Annotated in this window: 16 protein-coding genes and 1 tRNA gene; 13 read left to right on the forward strand and 4 right to left on the reverse strand. The window is 59.2% G+C overall.

The window, feature by feature from the left end; translation table 11 throughout:
- Window position 1: 1 nt before the first annotated feature.
- Window positions 2-703 carry an NAD(P)H-dependent oxidoreductase gene (locus V3W39_RS26260; protein ID WP_330213650.1) on the forward strand — a complete coding sequence of 234 codons (702 nt, stop codon included), beginning with the start codon at window positions 2-4 and terminating at the stop codon, window positions 701-703.
- Window positions 704-818: 115 nt separating this feature from the next.
- On the opposite strand, the gene V3W39_RS26265 is transcribed toward V3W39_RS26260, so the two are convergent.
- The gene (locus V3W39_RS26265) at window positions 819-1,901 is read right to left on the reverse strand and encodes a 3-deoxy-7-phosphoheptulonate synthase (protein WP_330213651.1); all 1,083 of its coding nucleotides are present in this window, start codon (window positions 1,899-1,901) and stop codon (window positions 819-821) included.
- Window positions 1,902-2,520: 619 nt separating this feature from the next.
- On the opposite strand from V3W39_RS26265, the gene V3W39_RS26270 reads away from it, so the two are divergent.
- The gene (locus V3W39_RS26270) at window positions 2,521-3,273 is read left to right on the forward strand and encodes a carbon-nitrogen hydrolase family protein (protein WP_330213652.1); all 753 of its coding nucleotides are present in this window, start codon (window positions 2,521-2,523) and stop codon (window positions 3,271-3,273) included.
- Between the two features lie 13 nt (window positions 3,274-3,286).
- Window positions 3,287-3,721, forward strand: a complete 435-nt coding sequence (locus tag V3W39_RS26275) for a GNAT family N-acetyltransferase (protein ID WP_177047484.1) — start codon at window positions 3,287-3,289, stop codon at window positions 3,719-3,721.
- Window positions 3,722-3,785: 64 nt separating this feature from the next.
- On the opposite strand, the gene V3W39_RS26280 is transcribed toward V3W39_RS26275, so the two are convergent.
- Window positions 3,786-4,025 (reverse strand): DNA-binding protein, encoded by a 240-nt coding sequence (locus tag V3W39_RS26280; protein ID WP_177047483.1) that lies wholly within the window; start codon window positions 4,023-4,025, stop codon window positions 3,786-3,788.
- Window positions 4,026-4,106: 81 nt separating this feature from the next.
- Here V3W39_RS26280 and V3W39_RS26285 point away from each other — a divergent pair, with 81 nt between their 5' ends.
- The 5 genes from V3W39_RS26285 to V3W39_RS26305 all read left to right on the forward strand — a co-directional run bounded on the left by V3W39_RS26285 (window position 4,107) and on the right by V3W39_RS26305 (window position 7,810).
- Entirely contained in the window at window positions 4,107-4,472 is a 366-nt protein-coding gene (locus V3W39_RS26285; RefSeq protein ID WP_177047481.1) for a helix-turn-helix domain-containing protein, read from the forward strand.
- Between the two features lie 151 nt (window positions 4,473-4,623).
- On the forward strand, window positions 4,624-5,238 hold the full coding sequence (gacA, locus tag V3W39_RS26290; protein ID WP_330213653.1) for a response regulator transcription factor GacA: 615 nt from the start codon (window positions 4,624-4,626) through the stop codon (window positions 5,236-5,238).
- Window position 5,239: 1 nt separating this feature from the next.
- Window positions 5,240-7,078: an excinuclease ABC subunit UvrC gene (uvrC, locus tag V3W39_RS26295; RefSeq protein WP_029616035.1), complete on the forward strand. Its 1,839-nt coding sequence runs from the start codon at window positions 5,240-5,242 to the stop codon at window positions 7,076-7,078.
- Between the two features lie 32 nt (window positions 7,079-7,110).
- Entirely contained in the window at window positions 7,111-7,671 is a 561-nt protein-coding gene (gene pgsA / locus V3W39_RS26300; RefSeq protein WP_003208929.1) for a CDP-diacylglycerol--glycerol-3-phosphate 3-phosphatidyltransferase, read from the forward strand.
- A 63-nt stretch (window positions 7,672-7,734) separates the two neighbouring features.
- A tRNA-Gly gene (locus V3W39_RS26305) sits at window positions 7,735-7,810 on the forward strand.
- A gap of 49 nt (window positions 7,811-7,859) precedes the next feature.
- On the opposite strand, the gene V3W39_RS26310 is transcribed toward V3W39_RS26305, so the two are convergent.
- A complete protein-coding gene (locus V3W39_RS26310) occupies window positions 7,860-8,861 on the reverse strand; it encodes a GlxA family transcriptional regulator (RefSeq protein ID WP_330213654.1) in 1,002 nt (333 codons plus the stop codon).
- A 68-nt stretch (window positions 8,862-8,929) separates the two neighbouring features.
- Here V3W39_RS26310 and V3W39_RS26315 point away from each other — a divergent pair, with 68 nt between their 5' ends.
- The 4 genes from V3W39_RS26315 (at window position 8,930) to V3W39_RS26330 (ending at window position 14,260) form a co-directional block, all read left to right on the forward strand.
- Window positions 8,930-9,661, forward strand: a complete 732-nt coding sequence (locus V3W39_RS26315; protein WP_330213655.1) for a DJ-1/PfpI family protein — start codon at window positions 8,930-8,932, stop codon at window positions 9,659-9,661.
- Window positions 9,662-9,825: 164 nt separating this feature from the next.
- Complete coding sequence (locus tag V3W39_RS26320; protein WP_177047476.1) at window positions 9,826-10,212, forward strand: nuclear transport factor 2 family protein; 387 nt, start codon at window positions 9,826-9,828, stop codon at window positions 10,210-10,212.
- 235 nt (window positions 10,213-10,447) lie between these two features.
- Window positions 10,448-12,718, forward strand: coding sequence for a catalase/peroxidase HPI (katG, locus tag V3W39_RS26325; RefSeq protein ID WP_330213656.1), 2,271 nt, complete (start codon window positions 10,448-10,450; stop codon window positions 12,716-12,718).
- A gap of 234 nt (window positions 12,719-12,952) precedes the next feature.
- The gene (locus tag V3W39_RS26330) at window positions 12,953-14,260 is read left to right on the forward strand and encodes a chloride channel protein (RefSeq protein ID WP_330213669.1); all 1,308 of its coding nucleotides are present in this window, start codon (window positions 12,953-12,955) and stop codon (window positions 14,258-14,260) included.
- Between the two features lie 13 nt (window positions 14,261-14,273).
- Here the strand turns inward: V3W39_RS26330 and V3W39_RS26335 are convergent, their stop codons facing one another.
- Window positions 14,274-16,052: a sensor domain-containing phosphodiesterase gene (locus V3W39_RS26335; protein ID WP_330213657.1), complete on the reverse strand. Its 1,779-nt coding sequence runs from the start codon at window positions 16,050-16,052 to the stop codon at window positions 14,274-14,276.
- 391 nt (window positions 16,053-16,443) lie between these two features.
- Here V3W39_RS26335 and V3W39_RS26340 point away from each other — a divergent pair, with 391 nt between their 5' ends.
- Complete coding sequence (locus tag V3W39_RS26340) at window positions 16,444-19,395, forward strand: PAS domain-containing protein (RefSeq protein WP_442968430.1); 2,952 nt, start codon at window positions 16,444-16,446, stop codon at window positions 19,393-19,395.
- The last annotated feature ends 67 nt before the right edge of the window (window positions 19,396-19,462 follow it).

The following is a 19,462-nucleotide window of genomic DNA, read 5'->3' on the forward strand; positions in this document are numbered from 1 at the left end:
TATGAAGGTGTTGATTGTCCACGCCCATCCCGAGCCGCAGTCGTTTACCGCGGCCTTGCGCGACCAGGCGATTTCCACCCTGCAGGCGCAGGGGCATCAAGTGCAGGTCAGTGATCTTTATGCGATGAACTGGAACCCGGTGGCCAGCGCCTCGGACTTCACCGCGCGGGAGAATCCCGAGTACCTGGTGTATGCCCTGGAGCAGCGACTGGGGGTTAAAAGCCAGTCCATCGCGGCGGATATCCAGCAGGAGTTGGACAAGCTGCTGTGGGCCGATTTGCTGATCCTCAACTTCCCGATCTTCTGGTTCTCGGCGCCGGCCATGCTCAAGGGCTGGATTGACCGGGTGCTGGTGTCGGGCGTGTGCTATGGCGGCAAGCGGTTTTATGATCAGGGTGGGCTCGCGGGCAAGAAGGCGCTGGTCACGGTCACCCTCGGCGGGCGCGAGCATATGTTCGGCGAGGGGGCAATTCATGGACCGCTGGAAGATATGCTGCGGCCCATTCTGCGAGGCACGCTGGCGTATGTCGGGTTTGAGGTGCTGGAGCCGTTTGTGGCGTGGCACGTGCCGTATATCAGCGCCGAGGCCCGGGAGGAGTTTCTGCAAAGTTACCAGCGGCGGCTGGAAGGGCTGGCGGATGACCAGCCGTTGGTGTTTCCCAAGTTGGCGCAGTTTGATGAGGGGCTGTATCCACTGCCTTGAACTCAGTGAAGATCTACTGTGGGAGCCGGGCTTGCCCGCGATGGCGGTGCATCAGTCAGCCTATCAGGTCACTGATACACCGCTATCGCAGGCAAGCCAGCTCCCACATTGATCTTCATTGTCCGCCGGGATTGTGTGCCCGCAACCGCTCGGCAGCGCTGCGCAGCAACTGCTCGGTACCGTCCCAGCCCAGGCAGCCATCGGTGATCGACACGCCGTATTTCATCGACGGACCGAGCGGCTGGCAGCCTTCGAACAGGTGGCTTTCGATCATCATGCCGATCAGCGACGTGTCGCCCTGCAAGCGTTGCTCCAGCACATCGTTGAATACCGCCGGTTGACGCAGCGGGTCTTTGCCGCTGTTGGCGTGGCTGCAATCGACCATGATCCGTGGCGCGACTTTGCTCTTGGCCAGGTCGGCGTGAACCTGGGCCACGCTCTGGCGATCGTAGTTCGGCCCACGGTGGCCGCCGCGCAACACCAGGTGCGTGTCGGGGTTGCCGGGGGTCTGAATGATCGCCGGATGGCCCTGGCTGTCGACACCGAAGTGGCGGTGTGGGTGAGCCGCGGAGCGCATGGCGTCACAGGCGATGGCGACGCCGCCGTCGGTGCCGTTCTTGAAGCCCACGGGCATGCCCAGGCCGCTGGCCATTTCGCGGTGGATCTGCGATTCGGTGGTACGTGCGCCAATCGCGACCCAGCTCAGCAGGTCATCGAAGTAGCCGGCAGCCATGGGTTGCAGCAGTTCGGTGGCGACCGGCAAACCCAGGCGCAGCATTTCGCGCATCAGTTCCCGGGACAGGCTCAGGCCGGCGGCCATGTCGTCGCTGCCGTCCAGGCGCGGGTCGTAGGCCAGGCCTTTCCAACCGATGGTGGTGCGGGGTTTTTCGACGTAGGCGCGGATTACCAGCAGCATCTGGTCACTGACTTCATGGGCCAGTTTCTTCAGGTTGCGCGCGTATTCCATGGCCGATTCCGGGTCGTGGATCGAGCACGGGCCGACGATCACCAGCAGGCGTGAGTCTTCACCCTTGAGGATGGCGCGCACGGCTTGGCGATGGGCGTGGATCTGTTCGTTGAGGAACGGGCTCAGGGGCAGTTGGTGCTTGAGCTCAAGGGAACTGGGCAAACGCTGGGTCAGCGCTTCATTGGCGCAGGACAGGGTAGAAACAGGCAGAGCGGCGATCGAGGAGTTCATATTCGGGCTTCCTGGGCAAGCGGCGGGCTGTTCCCGCACGCTCTGCCCTACTGGGGTGTTCGACAATTGGCCGTATTGGCTACGTGTGTTGGCTTGCCACCAATAGGTGACCGATCGGAGGCGGCAGGCTGTCCCGAACGGAGCTTGCTAAATCGCCAGGCGGTGGAGGTGTCGTAGCGGTAATAGGTGGCGTAGTTCATGTCGTGAGTCCTTTAAGTGTTCGGTGTGTGGCAAAAGTAATAAGGGCTGAAAAAACAAAACCCCCGGTCGGGGAGCCGACCGGGGGTTAGATTTCTCTGGTAGGCGACCCCTTGAGTAGTGGGCGCCGATTTCAGGTATCAGGCGCGCCAGTGGCTAAACCAATACCCAAAATAAAAGCTGACCAGTGCGCTCAAACCGCTCACACGGGTAGCCACGACCGAGCGCTGGGCGCTGGCAGCAGGGCAAACCTGAGTGTGGGTGAGTTGCAACATGGTGTTTCTCCAAATGATGGGAGGGAGCTTAACTGAGGCGAGCGGGTGGATTCAATCAGTAATTTCTATCGCGGCTGGGTACTTACGGCTATGACCCAAGTGTCGATATGCTGCACGGACTTCCCAATGATTGCCAGGATGCGACCATGACTGCCTTGACCATTGCTGCTGCCCAATCCATCTCTATTGCGGGCGACGTGCCGGGCAATATCGCCCGTCACCTGGCATTCATGCGCAAGGCGGCGGAGCACGGCGTGCAGTTGCTGGTGTTTCCTGAGCTGTCCCTGACCGGCTATGAGCCGTCGCTGGCCGCCGGGTTGGCGATCGCGCCGGACGATGGCGTGCTGGCGCCGCTGCGGGAGATGGCCCGTGAGCTGCGCATCACCGCCGTGGTGGGTATGCCAATTCGCCTGGGGGCGGCCAGTCAGGTGCTGATCGGCGCGCTGGTGCTGGGGCCGGATGGCTCGATGGCTGTCTATACCAAGCAGCATCTGCATCCCGGCGAAGAGGCGGCATTTGCGGCAGGGCAGGGCGGCGAGGCGCTTGAGTGGGGCGACGACCGCATCGCCCTGGCGGTATGCGCAGATTTCTCCCTCGCCAGTCATCCACGGCAGGCTGCCGAGGCCGGGGCGAATATCTACGCCGCCGGTGTGCTGATCAGCGAAGGCGGCTACGCTCCTGATACCACCTTGCTACAGGGCTACGCCGCCGAGCATCACATGGTGGTGCTGATGGCCAACCATGGCGGCTCAACCGGTGGCTGGGCGTGCGCCGGGCGCAGCGCAATCTGGGGCGATGATGGCGGTTTGATCGCAGCTGCCCCAGGTGTGGGCGATACGCTGGTGATTGCACGCCGCAACACGGCCGGCCAGTGGCACGGGGAACAGCTGGCGATTTAGGGAGCGCAGGCTCATGGCGTTTCAACTGCAGGCCGCAACCAGCCAACATCTGGCGTTCGCCCGAACCCTGACTCATCAGGCCATGGGCAACTACTACCGCCAATACGACTTGTCTTGGTCCGACGCCGGGTTCGATACCGCCTGGGCCGGTCGGGAGAATTGGCTGGTGTGTCGCGATAACGAAGTGCTGGGGTTTGTCAGTCTCAGTCGTGACCCCAAGGCGCTGTATATCCGCGAATTGCACATCCTTGAGGCGTTTCGTCATCAAGGGGCGGGCGGTTGGGTCATCGAGCAGATGGTGTACAAGGCGCGCGCCGAAGGGCTGGGTCTTTTACGGTTGACCGTTTTCAAGACCAACCCGGCGCGAAGGCTCTATCAGCGCAAGGGCCTGGACATCGTGGATGCGGAGGATTGCTTCTGGCGCATGGAGCGCAATTGCCAGCCGTGATCAGGTGCGGATTTGTCTGATTTCAGGAAAACAGGCACGTGGTTTTAATAAGCGCATACTGACTTCACGGAGTGACTTCCTGCTCTTGCCTCACGACTTCATCATCATTTGGAATGATGCCGTCCTTCATGCCCAACAGGACCGCCACCTTGTGGGCTTCTCCGCGCCGTCCTTTTTTGCGCCCAGCGAGCACTTGATAAGTGGTTGCCGGGTCCACGCCATGTTCCCGGGCGAACGCTTGAACAGACTTACCTTGATGTTCCAGCCAGGCCTTGGCTTGTGCAGCAGTGCGAATACCGGGCATAGTTCAAAACCGTTCAAGTTTGTGTAAAACGAGATGAGTGTGTCACCTCTTGAGGTGTGCCAAATAGGATCATACATCCAAATGAGTGGAATCGGTTTCCGGTTAAGGCAAGAAAGAGAGCGGCTCGGCCTGTCGCAGAAAAATTTTGGTGAAATAGGAGGAGTAGAGGCAAACGCACAGGGTAAATATGAAAATGGCGGCCGCGCGCCCAAGGCTGATTACCTGTCTCGCGTAGCAGAAAGAGGTGTCGATATCCTGTACGTGCTGACCGGCACACCAACGCCGACTCAACTTGAAAACCTGAGTCAGGTCGAAGAGAAAGTGCTGGGCAACTACCGGGCGATGTTCAAGGAAGACCAGGATGCAATCCATCGTTTAACCTCTACGCTGGCCGAGCATTCAACCTTGAGCAACGGGAAAAACAGGTCGTCGGCCCAGGATTCTTGACCTTTTACCCAGGAAACTAAGCCGCCAGCCGCTCGGCGACGGTCTGTCGTGCATTGAAACTCTATATATATGACGCTTGCAGCTAGGTCTGCGCCTTGGTTTTTTGCTAAGGTGTTCAGCAACCTATAAGACCATATCGCGAGGTGTCTGCTTGATTAGGGTGCTAGTAGTCGATGACCATGATCTCGTTCGTACAGGCATTACACGAATGCTGGCTGACATCGATGGCCTGCAAGTAGTCGGCCAGGCCGAATCAGGGGAGGAATCTCTGATCAAGGCCCGGGAGTTGAAGCCCGACGTGGTTTTGATGGACGTCAAGATGCCCGGGATCGGCGGTCTTGGCGCCACTACGAAGTTGTTGCGCAGCCATCCGGATATCAAAGTCGTCGTAGTCACCGTGTGTGAGGAAGATCCGTTTCCTACACGGCTTCTACAGGCGGGCGCTGCCGGCTATCTGACAAAAGGTGCTGGCCTGGTGTTTGCCGGCCAACGCTACATCAGCCCGCAGATTGCCCAGCAATTGGCGATCAAGTCGTTCCAGCCCACCAGCGACTCGCCGTTCGACGCGCTGTCGGAGCGGGAAATCCAGATCGCCCTGATGATCGTCGGCTGTCAAAAAGTCCAGTCGATCTCCGACAAGCTGTGCCTGTCGCCGAAAACCGTGAACACCTACCGTTATCGGATTTTCGAGAAGCTTTCCATCAGCAGTGATGTTGAACTGACCCTGCTGGCGGTACGCCACGGCATGGTTGACGCCAGCGCCTGAAATGACAGCCCCTGAAATAAAATTCCTGTTCGATCCGAGTGCGTTTCTTGCAACCTGCAGTGGCCGCCCCGGCGTGTATCGCATGTTCGACAGCGAAGCGCGCCTGCTCTACGTCGGTAAAGCCAAGAACCTGAAGAGCCGCCTGGCGAGTTACTTCCGCAAGACGGGCCTGGCGCCGAAGACTGCGGCGCTGGTGGCGCGTATCGCCCAGGTGGAAACCACCATCACCGCCAATGAAACCGAGGCGCTGCTGCTTGAGCAGACGCTGATCAAGGAATGGCGGCCGCCCTACAACATCCTGCTGCGTGACGATAAGTCCTACCCGTACGTGTTTCTCTCGGACGGCGACTTCCCGCGCCTGAGCATCCATCGCGGGGCCAAGAAGCAGAAGGGCAAGTATTTCGGGCCTTACCCCAGCGCCGGCGCCATCCGCGAAAGCCTGAGCCTGCTGCAAAAGGCATTTTTCGTGCGCCAGTGCGAAGACAGCTTCTACAAGAACCGCAACCGCCCGTGCCTGCAGTACCAGATCAAGCGCTGCAAGGCGCCGTGTGTGGGCCTGGTTGAGCCGGCGGAATACGCCGAGGACGTGCGTCACTCGGTGATGTTCCTCGAAGGCCGCAGTAACGCCCTGGCCGATGAATTGTCCGGTGCCATGGAGCAAGCGGCCAGCACCCTGGATTTCGAGCGTGCTGCCGAGCTGCGTGACCAGATATCCCTGCTGCGCCGCGTCCAGGACCAGCAGAGCATGGAAGGCGGCACCGGCGACGTCGACGTCATCGCTGCCTTCGTCAACCCGGGCGGCGCCTGTGTGCACCTGATCAGCGTGCGCGGCGGCCGGGTGCTGGGCAGCAAGAACTTCTTCCCCCAGACCGGTATAGAAGAGGAGGTCGCCGAAGTCATGGCGGCGTTCCTCGGCCAGTACTACGTCAGCAGCCCCGAGCGCGACCTGCCGAGCGAGCTGATCGTCAACGTGGTGCACGAGGACTTCCCGGCGCTGATCGAAGCGATTCACGAACTGCGTGGCCGCGAGCTGGACATCAGCCACCGCGTGCGCGGCACCCGTGCCCGCTGGCAGCAACTGGCCGTGACCAATGCCGAACAGGCCCTGGGCGCGCGCCTTGCCAACCGGCAACACGTTGCTGCAAGGTTTGACGCGCTGGCCGAAGTGCTCAAGCTCGACGAGCCGCCCCAGCGCCTCGAGTGTTACGACATCAGCCACTCCAGCGGCGAGGCCACCGTGGCCTCCTGCGTGGTGTTCGGGCCGGAGGGGCCGATCAAGTCCGATTACCGGCGCTACAACATCGAAGGCGTCACCCCGGGCGATGACTACGCCGCCATGCACCAGGCCCTGACCCGGCGCTTCAGCAAGCTGAAGGACGGCGAGGGCAAGCTGCCGGACATCCTGCTGGTGGACGGCGGCAAGGGGCAGCTGTCCATGGCCCGCGATGTGCTCAACGAATTGGCGGTGCCCGACCTGATCCTGCTCGGCGTGGCCAAGGGCGCCACCCGCAAGGCCGGTTTCGAAACCTTGTACTTGAATGATGCGGCCCATGAGTTCACCTTGAAGGGCGACTCCCCGGCGCTGCACCTTATCCAGCAGATCCGCGACGAAGCCCACCGTTTCGCCATTACCGGCCACCGTGCCCGGCGTGGCAAAACCCGGCGTACCTCAACCCTGGAAGGGGTGGCGGGGGTCGGGCCGACACGGCGGCGCGACTTGTTAAAACATTTTGGTGGCTTGCAGGAGCTGTCCCGTGCCAGCATCGAAGAAATAGCCAAAGCTCCCGGTATCAGTAAAAAGCTCGCAGAGTTGATTTATGCAAATCTGCACAGCGAGTAGAATGCCTTCTCACCTCGTAGCCAGTTGTGCCGATGAATATCCCTAATCTGATCACCGTACTACGCGTCCTGCTCATCCCGATTTTCATTTTGCTGTTTTACCTGCCGTACGAATGGAGCTACATGGCATCCAGTTCGGTGTTTGCCTTTGCGGCCGCCACCGACTGGCTGGACGGCTACCTGGCCCGCCGCCTGGAGCAGAGCACGCCGTTTGGCGCGTTCCTCGACCCGGTGGCCGACAAACTGATGGTAGCGGTGGCCCTGGTGCTGCTGGTGCAGGAACACGGCAACCTCTGGCTGACCTTGCCGGCGGCCGTGATCATTGGGCGCGAGATCGTCGTCTCGGCCTTGCGGGAATGGATGGCCGAAATCGGCGCCCGAGCCCATGTGGCCGTGTCCAACATGGGTAAATGGAAAACCGCGGCGCAGATGCTGGCGCTGGTGATCCTGCTGGCCAACCCGTCGGACTTCTCCTTCTGGGTATTGCTGGGCTACGCCTTGCTGCTGATCGCCGCAGGCCTGACCTTGTGGTCCATGCTGCAATATTTGCGCGCCGCCTGGCCGCATCTGCGCACCGAGGTTGAAAAGAAATAAAACTTTTTTGAATCAAGGGGTTGACGGGTGATGAGGATTCTATAGAATGCGCATCACCAAGACGCGGGAATAGCTCAGTTGGTAGAGCACGACCTTGCCAAGGTCGGGGTCGCGAGTTCGAGTCTCGTTTCCCGCTCCAAACACAAAGAAAAAGCCACTCTAGCGAGTGGCTTTTTTTTGCCTGTGATTTAGTTGGCTGAGCTGAAACGACGACGGTACTCAGTTGGCGTGAGGCCAACGACTTTTCGGAACCGCGACCGGAAGGTCACTGCAGACCCGAATCCGGAAAGAAATGCTGTTTGATCAATCGATGTCTCGCTCTCCTCAAGCAATGCACGCGCTCGATCAATACGAGCGGTGAGAAGCCACTGTAAAGGAGTAGTACCGGTCTGTTCTTGAAATCGCCGAGCAAAGGTGCGGGAGCTCATGTTGGCGCGAGCCGCAAGACTATCGACCGTGTGCGAACTGTTCAAATTGTCCCGTATCCATTCGATCAAGGGCGCCAAGCTTGTTGGAGAGCCTGGAAGCTCCTGACGAATAAACTGGGCCTGACCACCATCACGGTACAGTGGCGCGACCGCTAGACGGGCAGTGTTTGCCGCAACAGACTGACCATAATCGCGTCGCACGAGATGCAAACACATATCCAATCCTGCTGACGCACCCGCCGAAGTCACGATGCTACCTTCATCAACGAATAGAACATTAGGTTCTACTGTTATCTCTGGGTGAAGCCTGGCCAAGTCCTCGGCGAAGCGCCAATGCGTCGTGACGCGCTTTCCGCTTAGAAGACCGCTCGCGGCAAGGATAAAAGCTCCTGTGCAAATTGACGCTAATCTTGCACCACGAGCGTGTGCCTGGCGAAGAGCAATTCTTACCGCCTCTGGAACCTCTCCAAACGGGTCTTCACACCCGGGAATGACAATGGTGTAGGCCAGCTCAAGACGGTCGAGGCCGTACCGCACATTCATATCAAAGCCAGTGGCCCGAATTGTCCGCTCGGGTGCGCACACCTCCACCTCGTAAGCTTTGCTCCCATCAACTTGAGAAGCCAAAGCGAAAACCTGATAAGCGATACCAAAGTCCAACGGCACCACGTCATTCAATACCAGAACCGCAATTTTATGCACGGCGTCGACCTCCGCTCTCACAATCAAAATAACTGGCAGAAAACGATCGCTCGATGTCATTTAAGCCACTCACGTGCAGCGTCCGGCAGGAATACTCTTTTAGTCAAGTACGACGAGAGGAGACGGTAATGTCTGATGAGATGAGCAATGAGAGTGAAGGCCGCCAACTGCAGATTGGCATGGTGATTTTTCCTGGTTTCACTCTGCAGGACTTGGCCGGCCCACAGACGGCATTCGGCCTTCATGCCAAAACCCACATAATCTGGAAGACCCTGGAGCCCGTTCCCACGGATATGGGCGTCACCATGAACCCCACGATCACGATTGATGACGTTCCAGATAACCTGGACGTGCTGTTTGTCGCAGGTGGCGGAGGAACGCCTGAGATCATGAAGGACCAGGAGCTGCTCGATTTTATTGCTCGCGCAGGCAAGACTGCCACCTATGTCACCGCTGTATGCACAGGCTCTGTACTTCTTGCTATGGCGGGACTATTGGAGGGCTACCGTGCAGCGACCTATTGGCCTTTCTACGAACCCCTTATCGCACTGGGTATCGAACCGAGCTACGAACGGGTATGCGTCGACAGGAACCGAATCACAGGCGGCGGTGTAACGGCAGGTATCGACTTTGCGCTGCAGGTCATCGCCGAACTCAAAGGTCGGGACGCGGCTGAGTTTACGCAGCTCGTGCTCGAGTACGACCCGCAGCCGACAATGAACTCGGGGAATCCACGTACCGCGCGGCCAGAGATCGTCGCACAGATAACGGGGCTGTGGGGGCGGACTGACGAAGCGGTGAGAGTCGCGAATGAGCATATGGCGCGTCGAGCGCAATTATCAAAACTGGCTTTCACCTGATCTTGGCTTCGTTGCACTGTTCTCGGCGGACCATGCGGCGGACATAGTGCGGTGAATATCCATGCAGCCGAACGAATGCCTGACGCATCCGTCCTGGGTCAGTAAAGCCCACCGCCTGAGCAACTTGCTCGATCGGCTCGCTAAGTAGCTTTCGAGGGTTCAACATGACTTTACATATAAAACCAGTGGACACCACTGAGTACGATGATGTGATTCAGGCAGCACAGGCTTATATCGACGGCTATCGCTCTGGGGATATCGCCGGAATTGAGAAGGCCTTCCACGCAGATGCGATCATGTGGGGCTATAGCGGCGACGAGCTGCTGCAAGGTCCAGCTATTCCGGCATTTGCGGGCTTCTTCAACGCACTGGGTGCCTCACCCGACGCTCGCAGTCGTCTGGATATCCTGGCTATCGCACCCACAGCGGCAGTCGTGCGCGTGGACATGGAGAATGACGTTTTGGGCGCGAGCTTCCATGACTTTCTTTCGCTGCTCAAAATAGAGGGTCAATGGAAAATCATCTCGAAGATTTTTCAACGGTACGACTAAGTCAGCGACGGTGTCGCATCCGATAAAATTGCCTGCCAGATGAGGAGGTCACTCGACACCTTGAGCACCTGCCTCTTTTTTTGGGCATTCAGTTAACGTTGCCTATCGAGCGATAACGTTCTGGCTATTAGAGTTTTCTGCGATCAAGGCTAATCTTGAAACTCAGCCATCAATGTCTGAAGTGCTGCAATGGGCGCGATGGTACGGATGAACATGACGGAAAGGTAGATCAAGCATGTCAACTGAATCGAAATGCCCGTTCAATCACGCTGCGGGTGGCGGCACCACGAATCGGGACTGGTGGCCACAGCAACTGAATCTCAAGATCCTGCACCAGCATTCCTCCCTCAGCGACCCCATGGGGGAGGGGTTCGACTACGCCAAGGTGTTCAAGAGCCTTGACTTCGAAGCCGTCAAGCGGGATTTGCGCGATGTCATGACGCACTCCCAGGACTGGTGGCCGGCGGACTTTGGCCATTACGGCCCGCTGTTCATTCGCATGGCCTGGCACAGCGCCGGGACCTATCGTACGGCTGATGGTCGTGGCGGTGCCGGTGCGGGACAGCAGCGCTTTGCACCGCTCAACAGCTGGCCTGACAACGTCAGCCTGGATAAAGCGCGTCGCCTGATCTGGCCGGTCAAGCAAAAGTACGGCCGCCAGATTTCCTGGGCCGATCTGATCGTACTCACCGGTAACGTTGCGCTGGAGTCCATGGGCTTCAAGACTTTCGGGTTCTCTGGCGGTCGCACGGATGTGTGGGAGCCGGACGAAGACGTGTACTGGGGCTCCGAGACCACCTGGCTGGGGGGAGAGGAGCGTTATGGCGCGCAAAAGAAAATGCAGCAGCCGGGCGACGGTACGTTGGTGGCCGAGCCGCAGATTCATGGCAGCGAAGAAAGCCGCACCGGGAGCGGTGAGCGCAATCTGGAAAACCCCCTCGCGGCGGTACAGATGGGCCTGATCTACGTGAACCCGGAAGGGCCGGAAGGTGTTCCGGACCCGGTTGCCTCGGCGAAAGATATTCGTGAGACCTTCGGTCGCATGGCGATGAATGATGAAGAGACCGTTGCGCTGATTGCCGGCGGTCACGCCTTTGGCAAGACCCACGGCGCAGGCCCGGCTGATAACGTCGGCCCGGAACCGGAGGCGGCAGGCCTGGAAGAGCAGGGGCTTGGCTGGAAAAACACATTCGGCAGCGGCAAGGGCGGTGACACCATCACCAGCGGGCTGGAAGTCACCTGGACGTCTACACCGACGAAATGGAGCAATGAGTACCTCGAAAACCTCTTTGGCTTTGAATGGGAGCTGACCAGAAGCCCGGCGGGTGCACATCAGTGGACACCGAAGAACGGGGCGGGCGCCGGCAAGATTCCGGATGCCCATGACGCCGGCAAGCGGCATGCGCCGAGCATGCTCACATCGGACCTGGCGCTGCGTTTCGACCCGGCGTACGAACAGATTTCCCGACGTTTCCTGGCCAACCCTGACCAACTGGCCGACGCGTTTGCTCGCGCCTGGTTCAAGCTGACCCACCGTGACATGGGCCCGCTTGCTCGTTATCTCGGCCCGCAAACCCCGACGGAAGAGTTGCTGTGGCAGGACCCGATTCCCAACGTCGATCATCCGCTGGTGGACGAACAGGACGTCGCTGCGCTCAAGCAAAAGCTGCTCGCATCGGGGCTTACGGTTTCGCAGCTGGTTTCGACGGCATGGGCGGCAGCTTCCACCTTCCGTGGCTCCGATAAACGCGGGGGCGCCAATGGCGGACGCCTGCGCCTGGCGCCGCAGAAGGATTGGGCGGTCAACCAGCCTGAGCAACTGTCGGGCGTGTTGAAGCGTCTGGAAGCTGTTCAGAGCGACTTCAACTCCGCACAGGCGGGGGGCAAAAAGATTTCGCTGGCCGATTTGATCGTGCTGGCGGGCAGTGTGGGTGTTGAGCTGGCGGCAAAAAATGCGGGCCGTCAGATCTCGGTGCCTTTCACGGCCGGGCGTACCGATGCTTCTCAGGAACAGACGGATGTCGAGTCGTTCGGCTTCCTTGAGCCGGTCGCCGATGGCTTTCGGAACTACCAGAAGGGGCACTACAAGGTGTCGGCTGAAGCGCTGCTGGTCGACAAGGCGCAACTGCTGACATTGACCGCACCCGAAATGACTGTGCTGTTGGGCGGTCTGCGGGCCTTGAATATCAATGTCGGGCAGAGCAGGCACGGCGTCTTCACGGATCGCCCGGGGACCCTGAGCAATGACTTCTTCAGGAACCTGCTGGACATGGGGGTTGAATGGAAGCCAGCCCCAGGCTCCCACGATACCTTTGAGGCCCACGACCGCAAGACCGGTGCAGTCAAGTGGACGGGTACACGTGTCGACCTGGTGTTTGGTTCCCATGCCCAGCTGCGGGCGCTGTCGGAGGTTTATGGCAGTGCCGACGCCGAGGACAAATTCGTCGAGGACTTCGTGTCGGCCTGGAACAAAGTGATGAATCTGGACCGTTTCGAACTGGCCTGACATTCACGCGTTTCTTGCGAAGGCCCACGATGTGGGCCTTTTTTCTGCCTGGCTTGGCAGCTATCCCGCCGCGTCATAGCTCACAAAATCGATCGGCCGTTGCGGGATAAACTCGTGACACCATTGCTGCGTAAACACTAGAGTGGTTGCGCCTGGATATCGGCGCGTCTGAAGCAAGGGCATCCGGGGTTTTTGACGCTGCATGCCATCGAACCTCAACGGGAATCTGCTCGGGTGATCAAACCGTTATTGTTGCTACGCCGTCGCTTTACCTCTATCCGCTGGCGCACCCGCGTGACGCTCTGGGCGGCGGCTACCTGTGCGGGCCTGCTGGTGGTGATGTTTGCCCGCTTGGCCGACCTGGCACTGATGCAGTTTGCTCAGCAGACGACAGGGCGCCCTTGGCTGCCATTTATCTACACACCGCTGGTCGGCATGCTGGTGGTGTGGCTGACGACCCGGTTTTTTGCCGGGGCCCAGGGCAGTGGTATTCCCCAGGTGATCGCTGCCACGCGGCTGGCCCACCAGGGCAAACCTGTCAGCCAGCTGGTGTCTTTGCGTATTGCGTTTGCCAAGATCGGTCTTGGAACACTGGCGTTGACGGGGGGCTTTTCGGCGGGGCGCGAAGGCCCCTCGGTTCAGGTGGCTGCGTCGATCATGCATTTCTTTCACCGTTACCTGCCCAATGCGCGGATTATCCGCCCCGAAGACCTGATCCTGGCCGGAGGCGCCGCGGGCATTGCTGCTGCATTCAACACGCCGTTGGCCGGTGTGGCCTTTGCGGTAGAGGAGCTGGGGCGAAAGCTGGAAACCCGGACCAGTGGCGTGCTGCTCAGCACGATCATCCTGTCGGGGATGGTCGCGATCGCTTTACAGGGCAACTACAACTATTTCGGCCACCTGGACGTGCAAGATCTCAGCCTGGAGATCATCGTTCCGGCGCTGGCATCCGGAATCGGTTGTGGCCTCCTCGGAGGATTATTCAGCCGGATGCTGCTGTGGCCACAACGGCATCATCGGTTCGTGCTCTGGGAGTGGCGCCGCTTGCACCCGGTGTGGTTCGCCGGTGGCTGCGGGCTGATTGTGGCTGTGCTCGGCTGGCTCAGCGGCGGTATGTCATTTGGCAGCGGCTACGGCATCACTTCACAGATCATCGTGTCCGACATCGGCCTGCCATGGCATGCGCCCATCACGCGTTTTCTTGCCACTGTCGTGACCTATTTTTCCGGTATCCCCGGCGGTATTTTTGCTCCGTCCCTGGCAGTAGGCGCGGCCGTGGGGGCCAATGCCGCCGACTTTTTCCACGTGGCGGCCCAACCGATGATTGCGCTGTGCATGGTGGGTTTCCTGGCGGCGGTCACACAGTCGCCGATCACGTCCGCCATCATCGTCATGGAGATGATCGACAGCCATGGGATGGTGATCAGTCTGATGGCCGTCGCCCTGATTGCCAAAGCGGTCAGCGCGAGGATGGGGCCGGAGTTATACCAGCAGTTGGCGCGGGGCTTTCTGCAAGCGCCCGCAACGCCGAACAAACCTTAGCGTCTGAGGGTGGCTACTGTGCCGATTCGCGGTCGCTGACTTGATTGATCCAGGTTTCCAGGTCCGTTGCGCTCATGGGCCTTGCTATCAGGTAGCCCTGTGCTTCGGAACATCCCCACTGTATTAAAAGGTCCAGGATTTCCTGATTTTCCACGCCTTCGGCAACGATGCGGTAGCCGAGCCCCTTCGCCAGGCCGATCAGGGTTTTGACCAATTGTTTATCATTTTGATTGCTGCCCAGCCCGCTGATCAGTGACTGATCAAGCTTGACGGTGGTGGCCGGAAGTTCCTTCAAATACGCCCAGTTACTGTAGCCAGTACCGAAATCATCCACGGCAACCTCTACGCCAAACCTGCGCACACGCTCCAGCTGCCGGATGACTTCTTCAGGGTTGGTCATCAGCATGCTTTCGGTGAACTCAAGCTCAAAGCCGGCCGGGTCCAGGCCGCAGGTTTGAATTTCATGAATCATGGCGTCTACGAACTCGGCGCTTTCCAGATCGCTGACGGTGATATTCATCGCGATCCGCAGGCGCAGGCCTTGCGCCTTCCAGACAATCGCTTGCCGGATGATTGCGTTGAGCACCCATAACCCAACGGAGGGTATCAGGGCGGTTTTTTCAGCCAAGGGTATGAATTCGGCAGGGCTGATGGGACCAAGCAACGGATGGGTCCACCGCAGCAATGCCTCGACCGAATGACAGGTTCCCGAAGGCAGTTTGATCTTGGGCTGATACACCAGGCTGAACTGTTGGTCGGAGCTGACCGCCTCCGGCAACGAACTCAACAACATGAAAGCGCGTTGTTGAGCAGCGTCAAACTGGGGTTCGTAGAGCGACCATCCCAGCTTGCGGTCACGCGCCTCATCTGCCGCGCTCACCAGCAGGCGCAGCCAGTCTTGCTGCCCTGCACCATGAATAGGCAGCACACCAATCCCCACTTGCATGAGTATGGGGATGCCGTGGCATTCAACCGGCATTTTGAAGTCGGTGAGAATACTTTCGCAGATGTGTCCGGTGGTTTGATCCTCCTCAAGGAGGAAGCCAAACCGGGTCGGGCTTATTTTGTAAAGCAGGCACCGCGCGGGTAAGAGTTTTTGCAAGCGTGATTTGATCGCCAGCACCAAGTCTCCCGCAAAGCTATAACCCAGGGCCTTTACAATATCGTTGAGGAACTTTGGCGAGATAATGTCAACGGCATACACCTGGCACCGGTTGTTAAGCTTGACCGCTTGACGGATATCCTCCTCAAGCCTGAGCCGGTTAAACAGCCCCGTGGGTTGGTCCACAAAATTGCGCGAGCGCATGCCCTGTATGCGCATCATCACCAGCTCAGCGAAGCCGTTGAGCATTGCACTGTCACGCTCGCTCATGGGCGGGCGGGAGACGGTATCGATGATGCAGAGACTTCCCAGGGTAAAACCATCCTCGGTGATCAAGGGGGCGCCCGCGTAATAACGAATATGCGGCGGGCCTGTTACCAGGGGATTGTCTTTGAAGCGGGCATCCCGCGTTGCGTCCGACACCTCCAACAGGGAGTTGTCCAGCGTAGAGTAGGCGCAAAAAGACACTTCTCGCGGAGTCTGCGTTTCTTTAAGACCCACCCGTGCCTTGAACCATTGCCGGTGTTTTTCGACGATTGAAATCAGTGCGATGGGGACGTTGTAGTAGGCAGCCGCCATCTCGACGATTTTATCAAACACATCATCTTCATCGCTGTCGGTTGGACAAAATCTTGCGACCTCTTTTAGCCGTTCAATTTCATTCGGCGGAATAGGAGCGCCTTCGCCCATGACAATCCTCGCAGTGGTTGTATTCGTTCGATAAGGTATCAGACAGTGCCATCATTATGATGTTGTTTTTTTCTATGCCCCGAATAGCTCAAGGGGATGCATTCGGGCAATTTCTCCCGGCGAACCTGCGTGCGAGGGAGGGGGGCAGGCGCCAGGCGGAGTCGCGCTTTTGCAAGCTTCGCAAGAAACTTGCAGCGCTGAGTTCTTGTCACAACGCTGAGCGACGTCACCAGGACGATTGATCATGGGCAATGGGCATCGCCGGGGTTTCAAGCTGCCAATGGCCTTGTGAGTCTATATTTCAAACCTGGCTGTATTCCGTGACGCCTACTGATTCAGGCTTGCCCCCCCAAAAGCCAATAATGAACGAGCGGTGAAAATCTTGAAAAGTATGACCCGCGAGGAGCTTGAGTCAGAGATCAAGCGCTTACGATTGGCTCTCAGTAACGCCGGGATCGAGGCCCCTGACACTCAGGACATGGCGGCTCAACTGAAAGCCAGTCGAGCGGCACTTGCCGGAAGCGAGGCACGCCAGAGGGCGATCTTCGACAGTGCGGTCGATTTCGCGATGGTCGTGATCGACCCGCTCGGGTACATCACCGATTGGAATTCGGGAGCCACTCATGTCATGGGCTGGACCGCCGAAGAGGTGCGCGGTCAGAGCGTTGCGCTGTTCTTCACCCCCGCTGATCGCGAAAGCGGGCAGGTTGAGCGGGAAATGCAAAATGCGCTCCTGGAGGGCCGCGCCTCGGATGAGCGCTGGCACCTTCGCAAGGATGGCCGGCGGTTCTGGGCTTCAGGCGAGTTGCTGCCACTTTATGATGACGCCAGGGCCCACCTTGGTTTCGTGAAAATCCTGCGTGATCGCACCAACGAGCACCTGGCCGGCCGCGCGATTGTCGATGCACAGGAACGCTATCGATTGGCCGTCAAGGCCACCAGCGATGCGGTCTGGGACTGGGACCTGAATACCCACCAGATCATCTGGAACGAAGCACTGCAACAGGCCTACGGATTCCCGCTGGAGACCGTCGATACCACGGCTGAGTGGCGCTTCAGCCAAATTCACCCTCAGGACCGGGAGCGTGTAGAGAGCTCGATCCGCACCGCGCTTGAGGGGCATGGCGCCACGTGGAGCGCCGAATATCGCTTTTGCTGCCAGGACGGTTCCTACGCCGAGGTGCTTGACCGAGGACACGTGATCCGTAACACCGACGGCCAGGCCGAGAGAATGATCGGTGCGATGCTGGACATGACCCGTTCCCGCAGCGCCGAAACGGCCTTGCGCCGCAGTGAAGAGCGCTTCAGCACGATCCTGGAAACGATCGAGGCGGCGTTCGCCATCGTCAAAGTCAAATTCGATGCCGACGACCGGCCGGTGGACTACTGCTTCGTCGAAGCCAACCCGGCTTTCGAGCGTCAGGCCGGCGTTAACCTGCGTGGCAAATGGGTCACCGAGTTTGCGCCCAATCTGGAGAGCTTTTGGTTCGAGAAATACGGGCACGTCGCCAAGACCGGAGAGCCGGCCAATTTCGAAAGCTACGCCAATACGTTCGAACGATGGTTCGATGTTCGCGCGGTCCGTGTCGGCGACCCAGCCGACCGGCAGATCGCAATCTTCTTCAGCGACGTCACTGAACGGCGAAATGCCCAGGAACGCCTTCTGGCAAGCGAGGCGGTTGCGCGCGAAAACATTGAGCGCGTCCAGCTCGCCCTCGCAGCGGGTGCCATTTTAGGCACGTGGCACTGGGACCTGCCCACCGACTGCTTCACCGTGGACGAAGCCTTCGCCAGGGTTTTTGACCTGGACCCAACGCTGGGCCTTGAAGGCCTCAGCCTCAATCAGATCGTTAGAAACGTGCACCCTGACGACAGAGAGGGACTTTCGGGGGCCTTGAATGAGGCCATTACGCGAGGAGGCGCTTATTCCCACCAATATCGCGTGCGTCGCGCTGACGGGAAGTACTACTGGATTGAAGCGAACGGGCGAATTGAATGCGCCGAGGATGGCAGCCCGCTGCGCTTCCCCGGCGTGCTTATCGACGTAGAAGAACGTCGCGCGATGGAGGCCGAGCGAGATCGGGCGACGGCGGCGTTGAGGACGCTCAACGAAACGCTGGAGCAGCGGGTGTTGGCAAGAACGGCCGAACTGATGCAAACCGAAGAGAAATTGCGCCAGTCTCAAAAAATGGAAGCGGTTGGACAACTGACCGGTGGCATCGCGCATGACTTCAACAACCTGCTGGCCGGGATTTCAGGGGCATTGGAGCTGATGGGCACCCGGATAGCCCAAGGCCGCTTGATGGAGGTCGACAAGTACATGACGACTGCACAGGGCGCCGCCAAGCGAGCGGCGGCCCTCACGCATCGCCTTCTGGCCTTCTCCCGGCGACAGACACTCGACCCACGGCCCACCGATGTGAATGCGCTGATGGAAGGGATGACTGAGCTGATTCAGCGCACGGTGGGCCCCGGCATTGTGGTGGAAACCGTCGAAGCCACGGGGCTTTGGCCCGCGCTTGTGGACGCAAGCCAACTGGAGAACTCGCTGCTGAATCTCTGCATCAATGCACGCGACGCCATGCCCGATGGCGGGCGCATCACCATCGAGACGGCCAATCGGTTGATGGCCCCTGAGGCTGCAAGCGCCCACGACATGCCCGAAGGCGAATACCTTTCTCTGTGTGTCACCGACACCGGCATGGGCATGACACCCGACGTCATCGCAAAGGCATTCGACCCGTTCTTCACCACCAAACCCCTAGGCCAGGGCACAGGCCTCGGGCTTTCGATGATCTATGGATTCGCCAAACAATCCGGCGGTCAGGTCAGAGCCTATTCGCAAGTGGGTCAAGGCACGACGATGTGCATCTACTTGCCACGCTACTTCGGGGAAGCCGGGCAAAACCGCGACGATAAAGAAAAAAGCCTAGCCACGGTCAGCAAAGCCGGGGGGACGATCCTGGTGGTGGACGATGAACCCACCGTTCGGCTGCTCCTGACGGAAGTGCTGGGTGAACTGGGCTATACGCTGATAGAGGCGGCCGACAGTATCGCCGGGCTGGAGATATTGCGCTCCAACACACACATCGACTTGCTCATCACCGACGTGGGCTTACCAGGCGGAATGAATGGCCGGCAAATGGCGGATGCGGGCAGGGAAGTCCGGCCAAACCTGAAGACGCTGTTCATTACGGGTTATGCGGAAAACGCCGTCATCGGCAACGGCCAGTTAGAAGCCGGGATGCAGGTGCTGACTAAGCCGTTTGCGGTCAAAACCCTGGTTTCCCGTGTCAGTGAACTCATGTCCTTGAGCACGGGAATGACCGGCGACGCCCCATGAGTCCACGGGGCGTGGTTGAGCGTTAGTCGCAACTTGTTACAACTACCAGCACGCGCAAACCCTGTCG

Source organism: Pseudomonas sp. Z18(2022), from assembly GCF_036346535.1.
GTDB classification, from domain to species: Bacteria; Pseudomonadota; Gammaproteobacteria; order Pseudomonadales; family Pseudomonadaceae; genus Aquipseudomonas; species Aquipseudomonas yamanorum_A.

Bases quoted from the DNA above. Each gene is read 5' to 3' on its own strand.
- V3W39_RS26260 (WP_330213650.1), top strand. From the start codon at position 2: ATGAAGGTGTTGATTGTCCACGCCCATCCCGAGCCGCAGTCGTTTACC.
- V3W39_RS26265 (WP_330213651.1), bottom strand. From the start codon at position 1,901: ATGAACTCCTCGATCGCCGCTCTGCCTGTTTCTACCCTGTCCTGCGCC.
- V3W39_RS26270 (WP_330213652.1), top strand. From the start codon at position 2,521: ATGACTGCCTTGACCATTGCTGCTGCCCAATCCATCTCTATTGCGGGC.
- V3W39_RS26275 (WP_177047484.1), top strand. From the start codon at position 3,287: ATGGCGTTTCAACTGCAGGCCGCAACCAGCCAACATCTGGCGTTCGCC.
- V3W39_RS26280 (WP_177047483.1), bottom strand. From the start codon at position 4,025: ATGCCCGGTATTCGCACTGCTGCACAAGCCAAGGCCTGGCTGGAACAT.
- V3W39_RS26285 (WP_177047481.1), top strand. From the start codon at position 4,107: ATGAGTGGAATCGGTTTCCGGTTAAGGCAAGAAAGAGAGCGGCTCGGC.
- uvrC (WP_029616035.1), top strand. From the start codon at position 5,240: ATGACAGCCCCTGAAATAAAATTCCTGTTCGATCCGAGTGCGTTTCTT.
- pgsA (WP_003208929.1), top strand. From the start codon at position 7,111: ATGAATATCCCTAATCTGATCACCGTACTACGCGTCCTGCTCATCCCG.
- V3W39_RS26310 (WP_330213654.1), bottom strand. From the start codon at position 8,861: ATGACATCGAGCGATCGTTTTCTGCCAGTTATTTTGATTGTGAGAGCG.
- V3W39_RS26315 (WP_330213655.1), top strand. From the start codon at position 8,930: ATGTCTGATGAGATGAGCAATGAGAGTGAAGGCCGCCAACTGCAGATT.
- V3W39_RS26320 (WP_177047476.1), top strand. From the start codon at position 9,826: ATGACTTTACATATAAAACCAGTGGACACCACTGAGTACGATGATGTG.
- katG (WP_330213656.1), top strand. From the start codon at position 10,448: ATGTCAACTGAATCGAAATGCCCGTTCAATCACGCTGCGGGTGGCGGC.
- V3W39_RS26335 (WP_330213657.1), bottom strand. From the start codon at position 16,052: ATGGGCGAAGGCGCTCCTATTCCGCCGAATGAAATTGAACGGCTAAAA.
- V3W39_RS26340 (WP_442968430.1), top strand. From the start codon at position 16,444: ATGACCCGCGAGGAGCTTGAGTCAGAGATCAAGCGCTTACGATTGGCT.